Annotated in this window: 11 protein-coding genes and 3 pseudogenes; 10 read left to right on the forward strand and 4 right to left on the reverse strand. The window is 42.6% G+C overall.

What is annotated here, in order from left to right:
• Window positions 1–78: 78 nt before the first annotated feature.
• The 4 genes and pseudogenes from FN782_RS14005 to FN782_RS14020 all read left to right on the forward strand — a co-directional run bounded on the left by FN782_RS14005 (window position 79) and on the right by FN782_RS14020 (window position 2835).
• Window positions 79–576 (forward strand): hypothetical protein, encoded by a 498-nt coding sequence (locus FN782_RS14005; protein ID WP_142506427.1) that lies wholly within the window; start codon window positions 79–81, stop codon window positions 574–576.
• Window positions 577–592: 16 nt separating this feature from the next.
• Window positions 593–1420, forward strand: coding sequence for a DNA alkylation repair protein (locus FN782_RS14010; RefSeq protein WP_142506428.1), 828 nt, complete (start codon window positions 593–595; stop codon window positions 1418–1420).
• Window positions 1421–1435: 15 nt separating this feature from the next.
• Window positions 1436–1699: pseudogene (locus FN782_RS17185) on the forward strand (restriction endonuclease); the annotation flags it as partial.
• Window positions 1700–1902: 203 nt separating this feature from the next.
• Window positions 1903–2835, forward strand: a complete 933-nt coding sequence (locus FN782_RS14020; protein WP_185956328.1) for a hypothetical protein — start codon at window positions 1903–1905, stop codon at window positions 2833–2835.
• A 41-nt stretch (window positions 2836–2876) separates the two neighbouring features.
• On the opposite strand, the gene FN782_RS14025 is transcribed toward FN782_RS14020, so the two are convergent.
• Window positions 2877–3461 carry a CGNR zinc finger domain-containing protein gene (locus FN782_RS14025; RefSeq protein WP_142506430.1) on the reverse strand — a complete coding sequence of 195 codons (585 nt, stop codon included), beginning with the start codon at window positions 3459–3461 and terminating at the stop codon, window positions 2877–2879.
• A 116-nt stretch (window positions 3462–3577) separates the two neighbouring features.
• Here FN782_RS14025 and FN782_RS14030 point away from each other — a divergent pair, with 116 nt between their 5' ends.
• On the forward strand, window positions 3578–4807 hold the full coding sequence (locus FN782_RS14030) for an MFS transporter (protein WP_142506431.1): 1230 nt from the start codon (window positions 3578–3580) through the stop codon (window positions 4805–4807).
• A 93-nt stretch (window positions 4808–4900) separates the two neighbouring features.
• Here FN782_RS14030 and cyoE read toward each other — a convergent pair whose 3' ends face one another.
• Window positions 4901–5818: a heme o synthase gene (gene cyoE, locus FN782_RS14035; protein WP_142506432.1), complete on the reverse strand. Its 918-nt coding sequence runs from the start codon at window positions 5816–5818 to the stop codon at window positions 4901–4903.
• Between the two features lie 371 nt (window positions 5819–6189).
• Between cyoE and FN782_RS14040 the strand changes: the two are divergent.
• Window positions 6190–6599, forward strand: a pseudogene (locus FN782_RS14040) (MFS transporter); the annotation flags it as partial.
• Between the two features lie 249 nt (window positions 6600–6848).
• Here the strand turns inward: FN782_RS14040 and FN782_RS14045 are convergent.
• Window positions 6849–7052 (reverse strand): hypothetical protein, encoded by a 204-nt coding sequence (locus FN782_RS14045; RefSeq protein WP_142506433.1) that lies wholly within the window; start codon window positions 7050–7052, stop codon window positions 6849–6851.
• Between the two features lie 58 nt (window positions 7053–7110).
• A pseudogene (locus FN782_RS14050) lies at window positions 7111–8148 on the reverse strand (NAD(P)/FAD-dependent oxidoreductase); the annotation flags it as partial.
• A 168-nt stretch (window positions 8149–8316) separates the two neighbouring features.
• Between FN782_RS14050 and FN782_RS14055 the strand changes: the two are divergent.
• Genes FN782_RS14055 through FN782_RS14070 form a run of 4 tightly spaced genes read left to right on the forward strand, consistent with a single transcriptional unit; the run spans window position 8317 to window position 12078 of the window.
• On the forward strand, window positions 8317–9159 hold the full coding sequence (locus tag FN782_RS14055) for an ABC transporter ATP-binding protein (RefSeq protein WP_142506435.1): 843 nt from the start codon (window positions 8317–8319) through the stop codon (window positions 9157–9159).
• Window positions 9110–10021, forward strand: a complete 912-nt coding sequence (locus FN782_RS14060; protein ID WP_142506436.1) for an iron-hydroxamate ABC transporter substrate-binding protein — start codon at window positions 9110–9112, stop codon at window positions 10019–10021. Before FN782_RS14055 ends, FN782_RS14060 begins: the two co-directional genes overlap by 50 nt.
• Window positions 10022–10081: 60 nt before the next feature.
• Window positions 10082–11071: a FecCD family ABC transporter permease gene (locus FN782_RS14065; protein WP_246064969.1), complete on the forward strand. Its 990-nt coding sequence runs from the start codon at window positions 10082–10084 to the stop codon at window positions 11069–11071.
• Window positions 11068–12078, forward strand: a complete 1011-nt coding sequence (locus FN782_RS14070; RefSeq protein WP_142506438.1) for a FecCD family ABC transporter permease — start codon at window positions 11068–11070, stop codon at window positions 12076–12078. Before FN782_RS14065 ends, FN782_RS14070 begins: the two co-directional genes overlap by 4 nt.
• Window positions 12079–12119: the final 41 nt, after the last annotated feature.

The raw sequence follows: 12119 nt of genomic DNA on the forward strand, positions 1-12119 counted from the left end.
AATTTCGTACCATGAAGTATACTGAAGGTAACTTCTGGTACGTTTTTTTCATGCCAGAAGGTTAGGAGGTGGTTGATGATGAACCTTCATGATTTTCTGGACTGGGCATTTGCTCGCCATTTGAATCCGCTAAGTTGGTATATTCGACCCATCTTTTTAATGATCATTTGTATCTTTGCTTATAAACGCAGTTGGAAAGGGATGGTTACCACCTTTTTTTTGATGACCAGCAGCATGGTTTGGTTTCCACCACCCCAGACAATCGATCCCAGAATGCAAGCCGTGTTGGAATATGAAAAAATGCTGTTACAGGATCCCCTTTCTGCAACCCTGACGATCTTTGTTGGAGTGATTTTTGTTGTACTCGCCTGTCTGGCTTTTTGGAAACATTCATTAAAAATGGGACTGGTTATTTTAAATGCGATGCTGATCGGAAAAGTTGTATTTGGACTCATTTTTACGGGTGAAAATGGCTGGGCTCCTATTGGGAATACCCTTTTTGGCTTAATCATCGTGAATGGAATCGCTGTTTATTTGCTTTATAGGAAACGGAAACCAGAAACAATAAAGGCCTGACTGCAAGGAGGATGAAATGGTGATCAGAGAAGAGATTTTAAACAGAAAAGGAGCCAGAAAAACAAGCGAAATCCCAGCGGAAGTGATGAGGTTACTCAATCAAGGGAAAATAGAGAGTGTCAATCTCACTGAATGGCTGGCTGTAAACCATATTTCGTTACTGAAAAGTGTTTTGCCATCTATCGGTTTCGAAGGTGCATCAGCATGGATCATATCTGAAATGGAAAAACGGAATGTCAAAACAGGAACGAAAGCGATCCGGATGGTTGGAGCTTTATTGGATCAGGTGATGATGGGTGAAAGGGATGAGAGAAAGACAAAGTTAACGGGTAAATGCTCCCATCACCTTTCCGACAGTGTGCGGTGTTGGGCGGCATTTATGAATAAAAATCGGAATGATTCATTACAGGACAAACTGTCGTACATCCGCCCTTTTGCAGCAGACCATCATTTTTGTGTTCGGGAAATCGCCTGGATGTCCGTTCGTGAAGACCTTTCCCAGGATATCGAAAAGAGTGTAGAGTTATTGATGGACTGGGCCAAAAGTGATGATGAAAATATTCGCCGATTTGCAGTTGAGTCGCTACGCCCCCGCGGTGTCTGGACAAAGCATATTGAAAGGCTAAAACAGGAACCCCGGTTAGCCCTTCCCATTCTGAACTTACTCAAATCCGATCCATCGAAGTATGTTCAGGACTCCGTTGGCAACTGGCTGAATGATGCGAGCAAAACGCAACCCGATTGGGTAATTCGCCTATGTGATCAGTGGGAAAAAGAATCCGATACAAAGGCAACCGCTCGAATCATTAAAAAAGCCAAACGAACCATCATGAAGAAGTGTTGAATGATAAGGATTCAAATTAAAGTACAGGTTAAACATCGCAAAAAGCACAGCATCAGCCCCTGAAATCCAACAATTGCTTGGAGCAAACCCGATGGATGCCAACTGTCTCTTTGTTTCCACCGGAGGGTTTACGTCCAATGAAAAGACGTTGCGAAGCAAAATACTGTTGAATGAGTTGATTTGGAAAGGCTTGTGAAATTGGTTGTTGATTGGTATGAAAAGATGCCGAATGATACGAGAGCCTTTCTCCCGTTACGAAAGATATATGTTCCGGAGTAATTGATCTTTAAAAGAAAGTTATTAACAACAGTAATCAGCGGAGCCCTTACACCGTCCATTTCATAGATGGTGTAAGGGTTTTTGCCGTGATATCGAATGGAGGAAGATCGAAAGTATATCTCTTTCTAGGACTGGTAGAGAAAACAGGAACTATAAAAATAATTTATAATTAATATAATGAGAACATTTAAAGGAGTGGTTTCATGAAATTGAGGAAGATATTATATTTTGTAGGGTTTGGATGCATCCTTTTATTAGCCGTTCATTTTTTCGTTATATGGCATATAACGGACACGATGAGCGAAAATACATATCGATTGGAAAATAGGATTTCAGCATTGGATAAAGAAATAAACGATTTACAGCGTAATGATGCAACAAAAATGAAGAATTCGGAGCATACCATGAAGTTCCTTCAGCAGGAATACGCCAACTACCGAGATTTTGCAAATAGTGAGAGACAGAATTTTATTCAGTTAGTAAATATTTTCTTTATCGCTTTAGGGGGTTTAGTTACAGGAGCAAGTATTGTGCTTTTTTGGATTTTTGGTCAGACCAAAAAGGAAGTTGAAGAGAATGCTGAGAGAATGATCCAAAAATCCGCAAAGGAAATAGCAGAGAGTGCGGATAACAAGCTAAGGAATTTAGTAAGTACTGAAATGGAAAATGTTGAAGGGAAATACCGTGAGTTAAAAAGATTGATGGATCATCAATACTCCCTTCGTCAAAGTCGGGTATTGGTGGTATCTCCTCCAGAACAAATAGAGGACATGAAGCGATTGGAGATAAAGCGGATGGAAGAAATCGTCAAGGAAGTTCAGATCCTTTGCAATGATGACTTAGACTTTGAAGAGTACGAAAAAAGGATAGAAGACGGGCAGGTTGATATCATCATATATCGGTATGAAAAGGGCGGAAAAGAACAAGAGGTAAAAATACGAAAATATATTCAATCATTAAAAGATCGAGGCTTAACGATTCCCGTGGTCGTTTATGCAAAGCGACCAATCCAAGTAGATGGAATAGATGAAGAATATGTGCATTCTTATCCCTTTTCTGTAATGGCCAACCTTCCGACCACCCTTACGGTCAATATGATTTCATTGACAAATATTTTGTCCTATGTCAGAAGATAAGAAAATATGTAGAGAAATAAGTGTATCTTTACCGGATACACTTATTTCTCTTTTTTATGCCGCTGCTGGTAACGAGTCACTTTTTTTCGGTTTCCACATATTTTCATCGAACACCATTTGCGCCTGCCACGTGTGTCCGTAAATAACAGTACACACTCTGGATTGGCACATCGGTGGATATGGTTTAATTTGTCAGAAGCGAAAAGGCGAAGGGCATCCCATGCGATTAGCGAAAGGAGGGCATCTGCGGGTTGCCCCATTGGAACAGGGATTAATGTCTGATCTTTTAACTGATAAGCAAATGGGGCACGTTTGATGAACGCTTCCAGATGATGCGCCCAGTGAGGGGAAAGTTCCTTTCCATCCGCCATCCTTTCGTAGCCGTCTCGAAGAAAGAAACGCACTTCCCGTAAACGGGGCAATGCATCTTCTGCCCATTCTTCCACCTCTGTATCAAATTGCTCCTTGTATAGGATATTTTGTTTAATTAACGTTCGAAACCATGCGATCACTTGTTCCGGGGTCGTGAGTAAATCATGTCGCCTTCCATGCCTTACCAGCTCCGTATTGACTAAATCGATTGAGATCTCCCCCGAAATCAGTGGAAAATGGTTTTCTACCGTCATCAACATCATCTGCCTTTTATTTTTAACCCATTATAACACAGTTGACAGGTTAAACTAAATGGAGTATATTATTAACCATTAAATACATCTTTTAATGGTTAATCAGGAGGGATTTGATGCAACAACCCTTTTTAGGTTCAAAAATTGTATGGGTGACGTTTTTAACGCTGATGGGTGCTTTTGGTTTAAACTTAACAGCGGGTCAATTTTTTTCTCCTTTAAATGACACATATGGTTGGGGTTTACCGATTTTAAGCTTGGCGGTATCGGTAAATATGATTACATGGGGTATTTTTCAGCCGATTATGGGAAGGTTGATTGATCGGTTTGGTCCGAAGTCCGTGATTGCAGGCAGTGCATCTTTAATGGGATTTGCCTTCCTGCTTTCGGCAACGATCACAGAGGTATGGCAATTCTTTCTGTACTATGGGATTCTGACAGCTATTGGATTTGCAGGCTGTGGTTCCATGGCCAATTCTGTATTGGTTTCCCGGTGGTATGTGAAAAAACGGGCGAAAATGCTTACGAGAAGCTCCATGGGAATGAACATCGGTCAATTGGTACTACTGCCGCTAACCGGATTTTTGATTGCCAATTCAGGGTTTCGAACTGCATTTGTTGTACTGGGCTTGATCATGCTCATCATTGTTGTTCCCATCGTATTATTCGTCGTAAAGAATAATCCGAATGATGTTGGCCAGATGCCGGATGGGGACACTACATCTGTATTTACAGCTACCAAGAGTGCTTCATTGACAGAAGCATTGCAGAGTCGAGAGTTCTGGATTGCCACTTTAGGATTTGCTACATGCGGCTTTACGCTATATTTTGTCACGATGCATCTTCCCAATTTTTCTGTTGATCTGGGGGGCGGAAAGTCGCTGGGGGGTCAGTTACTGGGGATCGCCGCCTTGGCAAGTGCGGTCTCCATGTGGATTACAGGTCAGCTGACCCGTGTGATGGGGAAAAAGAATTTACTGGTGATTCTTTATATCATCCGGTTTAGTGCTTTTATGTGGCTTGCCGTGTCACCCGGCATTTGGCAACTGTATGTCTTTGCCGTCGTATATGGGAGCTCTTCGATGCCGATTATTCCGCTTGTCACAGGAATGATTGGTGATCGATTCGGAAAAAACGCGATGGGAAGCATCCTTGGTTTCAGCTGGTTCATTCATCAGGCCTTTGCAGCTTTGGGTGTATTTTTGGGTGGTTATCTCCGGTCCGTGACAGGGGATTATACGTCTGGATTTTGGATGGGTGCTTTCTTGCTTGCATTTGGAGCCGTGTTAACAACAATGATGAAGGAACATTCTGTACATTCCGATCATCAAAGAGTGGTGCAGTAATATAATAGGTTCAAAAAAAGCCCAACAAAGGATTGGGCATATTGAAACCAGCTTCAATGAAAGGAGAACACTCCCCTGTGGGTAGTTAATACATTACAATTTAAATAGAATGCCCACCAGAGAATAAATAATAACTGTCGAAAATAAAACCGTCATATGAATCAGGGAAAAAATAAACAAGGATTTGGCCCATTTCTCTGAATCCATGTTTCTATAGCCCCAAACACTTAAAATCAGCCATGATATACTCAAAAGAAGCGCCACTAACATCAGACCAAGACTTAAAGATCCAAGAAGAAAACTGATGGCAATTAAAATCACCAAATAAACATTGGTCTGTCTATAGGTTCTTTTCACCCCTTTGACTACAGGAAGCATTGGAACGTTTGCCGCTTTATATTCATGGTGATTTCGAATCGCTATGGCATAGAAATGAGGCATCTGCCAAATCACTGCAATCACAAAAAGACCGAGAATCGCAGGGTGTGTGATGTCTGGATAAATCGCAGCCCATCCGATCAGAGGGGGCATGGCTCCAGAAATGCTCCCGATCTCCGTATTATAAATGGTTCTCCTTTTACTCCATATCGTGTAGGGAACAATATAAAAAAACAACCCTAGAAATCCTAGGAATGCTGCTAGGGGAGTGGCTAATGCAAGCGTTCCGATTCCAAAGACAGACATAAAAATCCCAAGCCACAATACGGCGTTGGGCTGTATTTCCCCGGTTACAGTGGGTCTGTTTTTGGTTCTCTCCATAATGGCATCAATATCGCGGTCATATAGGTTATTAAACGCTCCAGCGGCACCCATGACCAAGATCGAACCCACCAGAGCAAAGATCGTTTCTGGAAGCTTTTCCAACAGACTCATCTGATAGGTATATAGAGCCAATGTTAATCCAGCAAACATCGGAAATAGATTGGATTTAATAATTCCGGTCTTCACAGTCTTTGCTAAAATTTTTGGCAGAGTCTGTTTCGGGGTTGTCAATTTTTCTTCTCTTTGCATGATTAGCCTCTTCTCTTTTGCAAGATGATTCTACCACCCAAAATGGCTCGATGATATTTTGTCCAGAAATGTCAACTAGTATTTATGTACAATATATTTCGTATCATTGTCAAGGGAGGAGAAAAGGGAATGCACCAGGCCACAAACGGGCCAAAGAGGGAGAAAAGAAATGCGGCAAATGCTTTTGGAATCCATGCATTCAGTAAGCTTTCATTCTTCTGATCACCAAATAAAGTGTATATTTGATGAAATCTGTTTTTATCCAGCTGTTATTATGAGATGATTTGAATAACAGCTTTTTTTCTATATTTAAAAATAAATGCAGGTGATGACACGAAAAGTGATAAAGAGATCTAAGGGTGTGAGTTCGCTTGAAAAGCAGAATAACCGTATTGATCAGCGTTATATTGTCGCTGTTGGTAGCTTCGATGGATACAACCATTATGAATACGACGATGCCCATTATTACCAAGAGTTTGGGTGGATTTGATCTTTTTGCGTGGCCGTTTGCTACATACATGATTCTGGCAACTGTATTAACTCCAGTGGCCGGTCGGTTATCAGACTTATTTGGGAGAAAACGGGTTTTTGCTTTTGGCATTGTTTTATTTTTCGTTGGTTCTTTATTATGCGGGATGTCCCAAACGATGGTTCAGCTTGTCATCTTCCGTGCCGTTCAAGGGATGGGTGCTGGCATTATGATGCCGTTCCCTGCCATTATTGCAGGTGATCTGTTTTCATTGAGCAGCGCGGGAAAATTCAAGTGTTGGGTATGTCCATGTAGGGGCTGTCAGCAGTGCTCGCTCCCTTGTTGGGTGCTAAATGTTGATGTTGGCTCTTGATTGATTAACTTTTTGATGATATGGGTGGCGATGAAACCAGGAAATCCCTTCATAAAATACCTTTTTTTCATTTAAATTCCTTCAGTCCAGTGAAATAAAATAAAAAACACGCGCATTTGATTACATAAATTGTAATTAATGGCGTGTTTTTTGTATAGGGATAAAGTTTTTTAGTCTTATTGTATGATTCAAAAATAAAAAAACGTTAAGAGAAGCAAACATAACTGAGATTCAATACAAAGTAGTGAAAGGGTGATTTCCGTTTCCGCATCTCTTTCCTCCAGCGGGGAAGTGGAAGGCACCCCCTTTGGTTCCAACCAGCGGACAAAGTATCCGCTAAACGGTTGGGACCTTCGGGGATTTCGCTGGGTCGTCGGAAAAGGATGCTTCACCGGAAATCCCCCTCTTTTTACCTTTGTCAGCAGTCTCATAACTCTTTTTTTCGAAGTGTTCTCTCATCAATTTTTTATTTCGTTGTTTAAACCTTTCATTATGTGAGGAGACGATTCCAACAGCACTTGCATCCGGCTGAATATATTGCTTGGCTTTGTTGACCGCATTGGCTGCATCCTGGAAGGCTCCGGCAATTAAGTTGAGCTTTCCTTCATGCTTTAGGATATCCCCCGCAGCGTAAAGCCCCTCGATGGAGGATTCACTCATTGCATTTCCAGCAATACAGCATTGGTCCACCAATTCAATGTTCAGATCGCTGTTTTCAAGCAGTGATGCATCCCGATGAAAGCCGTGGTTGATGAGTACTTCATCAACGGATAGATAAGAGATGTCTCCCGTTTGATGATTGGTTAATTGCACACGTTCAATGGTATCCTGGGATTTGGAAGCGAGCAGCTTTGTGATGGATGTATGAAAAAAGCACTCCGCGGAGCTGTTTATCAGCTGTGTAATCTGGGATTCGTGTCCGGATAAACTCCCTTTGCGATGGGTGACATAAACCTTTTTCGCAATTGGCTCCAGTTCATTCGCCCAGTCAATAGCCGCATTTCCTCCACCGGAAATGATGACCGTTTTCTCTTTAAAATGCGCTAACGATTTAACTGTGTAGTGCAGGTTGGTTACTTCAAACCGCTCAGCACCTGTGATATGAAGCTTTTGCGGCTTCAATATGCCACTTCCGATCGCGACGATCACCGTTTTTGAATAGTGCTTTCGTCCTGAAGCAGCGTGTAATACAAATAACCCGTCATTTTTCCGTGAAATGGACACGATTTTTTCATTCAATACGACTTCGGGATGAAAGGTTAATCCTTGCTCAATCAATTGTTCCATTAACTCTGCACCTGTGATGGGTTTTAAGCCGCCCACATCCCAGATCATCTTCTCCGGATAGATATGAATCTTTCCTCCCAATTGAGGCTGACACTCGATGATCTTGGTCTTCATTTCTCTCACGCCACTGTAGAAAGCGGAATAAAGACCTGCAGGTCCTCCTCCAATAATCGTTATATCAAAACATTCATTTTCCTTCATTCTACCTCACTCCTCATCGGTAAACCGTAATCCTTATGCCGATACACCATTTGTATTAAATTCATAGTTGACACAAATCAAACCGGGGGTTATAGTGTCATTGTAAACATAAATGATAATCATTATCAATAGAAAAATGGATTTCTATATGGAATCGGAGGCTATAAAATGGTTCGCCTTTATACAGATTCATTACATGTTGGTTATGGTGAACGCTCCATTGTAAAGGATTTAACCATTGAAATTCCGGATCAGAAAATCACAACCATCATCGGTTCCAATGGTTGTGGAAAATCGACGCTCTTGAAAGCGATGACCCGGATTATTCCCCATCAGTCAGGGGGAATTGTCCTCGATGGGAAAATGATTGCAAAGGAAGATACAAAAATCCTTGCGAAAAAAATGGCCATTCTCCCGCAAACGCCTGAGAGTACAGCGGGATTAACGGTTGGGGAGTTGGTTTCATATGGGCGTTATCCCTATCACAAAGGTTTCGGGCGGTTAACGCAAAGCGACCTGGATGTTATTCACTGGGCGTTGGATGTGACTGGAACCACCGCATTTAAATATCAACCCTTGGATGCGCTCTCAGGGGGGCAACGTCAGCGCGTCTGGATCGCGATGGCTTTGGCTCAGGAAACAGAGATGATTTTTCTTGATGAACCGACAACCTATTTGGATATGGCCCATCAACTGGAGGTTCTGGAGCTTCTGCAACAGCTTAACAGAGAACAAGGTCGTACTATTGTGATGGTGCTTCACGATCTGAATCAGGCGGCCCGATTTGCTGACTACATTATTGCGCTAAAAGACGGGCAAATCGTAAAAACTGGTAGCAGTGAGGAAGTGATTTGTCATGAAGTATTGAAAGATGTGTTTCAGATTGATGCGGAAATTAGTCGAGATCCTCGAACTAACAAACCGATATGCATTACATACAACTTATTAAAGGGTGATCCAAATGAAAAAAATCATGATTTCCGTTCTTCTCTTGTCTGTGCTCATGCTTAGTGCATGTGGCAACAACCCGGAAGGGGCCGGGAACAAAGAAAAGAAAGGAGAGACGATTACCTACCAGTCTGAAAATGGTCCGGTTGAAGTTCCCGCTGACCCGAAGCGTGTGGTTGTTCTCTCCTCTTTTGCCGGCAATGTGATGGCTTTGGATGTCAATCTCGTTGGCGTTGACTCATGGGCAAAAAAGAACCCGCGTTGGAAAGAGGAACTGAAGGACGTGGAAGAGGTTTCCGATGAAAGCATTGAAAAAATTATTGAGCTGGATCCGGATTTGATTATTGGACTTTCCAGCATTAAGAATATTGACAAATTAAAGAAAATTGCTCCCACAGTCACCTTTACCTATGGAAAAGTGGATTACTTAACACAGCATATTGAAATTGGAAAACTTTTGAATAAAGAAAAGGAAGCCAGAGAATGGGTGAAAGATTTTAAAAAACGTGCCCATCAAGTCGGTGAAGAGATTAAAACGAAGATTGGCAAGGATACAACGGTTTCTGTGATTGAAAGCTTTGACAAACAACTTTATGTTTATGGTGAAAACTGGGGACGGGGAACGGAGATTTTATATCAGGAAATGAAGTTAAAGATGCCTGAAAAAGTAAAAGAAAAAGCATTGGGACCTGGATACTATGCACTTTCTTTGGAAGTTCTCCCAGAGTTTGCAGGGGACTATCTCATTGTAAGCAAACAGCCCGGTAAAGATCATTCCTTCATGAAGTCTAAAACCTATCAAAATATTCCAGCTGTTAAAAAGAAGCGAGTATATGAGGTAAATACTAATGAATTTTACTTTAATGATCCACTTACCCTGGAATATCAACTAGATTTCTTTCAAAAATCATTCTTGGGGGACTAACATGGTTCAAAGGAATGTTCAATACAGGAAAGATGAGAGGATATGAGCAATCAGCCAAAAATGGGTTCATTTATCGTTAAGCTTCAACTGGCTGGACTGATATTTGTCGGTTCATTTATTGTTTCCATGGTCTTTGGAGCGGCGGATACCAGCATGCATGATCTCTGGCTGGCACTTTCATCAGATGTGATCACGGATCAAGCAACCATCATTCGGGAAATTCGCTTGCCGCGTGAAGTTGCTGCCATGGTGGTTGGCGCAGCTCTTTCCGTTGCCGGTGCGATTATGCAAGGGTTGACGCGAAACCCGCTGGCCGATCCGGGGCTACTGGGGTTAACCGCTGGTGCGAATGCCGCCTTGGCATTGACGATCGCCCTGCTTCCGACGGCAAATGATTTCACCATCACCATTGCCTGTTTTATCGGAGCAGCGATCGGTGCTTTGCTGGTATTTAGCATTGGACTGTTGAAAAAAGGGGGATTATCTCCTTTTCGGATTGTACTAGCTGGAGCCGCCGTACATGCATTTTTTTTTGCGATTGCTGAAGGAATTGGTTTATATTTTAAAGTCTCCAAGGATGTTTCCATGTGGACAGCAGGGGGAGTGATCGGGACGACGTGGAGTCAACTGCAAATGATTACACCGTTTATTTTGATAGGGATCTTCATCTCTCTCTTTCTCTCTAAGCAACTGACTCTGCTCAGCCTGAATGAAGAGGTTGCCGTGGGACTGGGGCAAAAAACGACACAAATCAAATCCATTCTGTTTATCCTTATTATTTTACTTACCGGTGCTTCTGTGGCACTCGTTGGAAATATGACCTTTATCGGATTAATGATTCCTCATATTGTTCGTGGCATGGTTGGGACGGACTATCGTTTTGTCTTACCCATGTCAGCGATTATTGGCGCGGCGTTTATGCTGCTGGCTGATACACTCGGTCGCACCATCAATGCCCCTTATGAAACACCGGTCGTTGCAGTCGTCGCCGTATTGGGATTGCCCTTCTTCCTTTTTATTGTCCATAAAGGAGGGAGAGCGTTCTCATGATTCACCCAAAAATCATTAGAAGGCAACAAGTCATCCTCTTTGCTTTGGTGGGGCTGATTCTGGTGACGGTCCTCATTGGTATGGGCATGGGGAATGCTTCTGTATCGTACAATCGTTTGCTCCCGATCCTTTTTGGACAGGGAACCTTTAAAGAGGAATTTGTCTTGTTCTCGATTCGCTTGCCAAGAATCGCGATTACATTTTTGGCTGGAATGGCTCTGGCCGTATCCGGTGCCATTTTACAAGCAGTTACCCGCAATGATTTGGCTGAACCGGGGATGATTGGCATTAATTCAGGTGCGGGGGTTGCCATTGCCATTTTCTTTTTATTTTTCCCGCTTGATGCAGGGTCGTTTATTTACCTATTGCCTGTCATTGCCTTTTTTGGTTCGTTGCTTACGGCGTGTTTGATCTATCTGTTCTCTTATAAAAAAGGCGTGGGACTTCAACCTGTTCAGCTCATCCTTACAGGAGTCGGTTTTACGATGGCTCTATCCGGAGTCATGGTGGTTCTGATTTCATCAGCTGAGCGGCGAAAAGTGGATTTTATTGTGAAATGGCTATCCGGTAACATTTGGGGAAATGACTGGTCTTTTGTCCTAGCGATCCTGCCGTGGTTAGTGATTACGATTTTCTTTACCTTATACAAGTCCAACCGGTTAAATCTGTTGGGATTAAGTGAACCCGTCGCCATTGGCGTTGGCCTTTCTGTTCAGCGGGAGCGATTCATTCTCCTTTTGACCGCTGTTGCCTCCGCTGCTGCTGCGGTTTCCGTTACAGGCGGGATTGCTTTTATCGGATTATTGGCTCCTCATTTGGCAAAAGCTCTGATCGGTCCAAGAGCTCAACTGTTTCTTCCCATTGCAATCCTTACCGGTGGATGGTTGCTTTTGATTGCGGATACCATCGGGCGCAATCTCGTTGATCCTGAGGGGATTCCTGCAGGTATCATGGCAGCACTGATCGGTGCCCCTTACTTTATCTACTTGTTAATCAAAAAAGTATAGGTTTGCCCAAATCCGCATGATGGAATGATCACGCCATCATG

It is taken from the genome of Melghirimyces algeriensis, from assembly GCF_900182565.1.
Classification (GTDB): domain Bacteria; phylum Bacillota; class Bacilli; order Thermoactinomycetales; family DSM-45169; genus Melghirimyces; species Melghirimyces algeriensis.